The following is a 252-nucleotide window of genomic DNA, read 5'->3' on the forward strand; positions in this document are numbered from 1 at the left end:
GCGCGAGCTGGTGGAGCTGGCCAGGACCCGGCGCCTGAACGTGTCCACGTCGGGCGTGGGCCAGTCGCCGCACATGTCCTCGGAGATGTTCCGCCAGAAGGCCGGCATCGAGGTCACGCTCGTGCCCCTGTCTCTTATACACATCTCCGAGCCCACGAGACGCTGACGTTGATCGCGTATGCCGTCTTCTGCTTGAAAAGGGGGGGGGGGGGGGGGGGGGGGGGGGGGGGGGGGGGGGGGGGGGGGGGGGGG

At 71.4% G+C, this 252-nt stretch carries 1 pseudogene; it reads left to right on the forward strand.

The features are described 5' to 3' along the window. Nucleotides 1–127 (forward strand): annotated as a pseudogene (locus JHD82_RS30430) (tripartite tricarboxylate transporter substrate binding protein); the annotation flags it as partial. Between the last annotated feature and the right edge of the window lie 125 nt (nucleotides 128–252).

It is taken from the genome of Delftia sp. ASV31 (assembly GCF_016428765.1).
In the GTDB taxonomy this organism is placed as follows: Bacteria; Pseudomonadota; Gammaproteobacteria; order Burkholderiales; family Burkholderiaceae_C; genus Comamonas; species Comamonas acidovorans.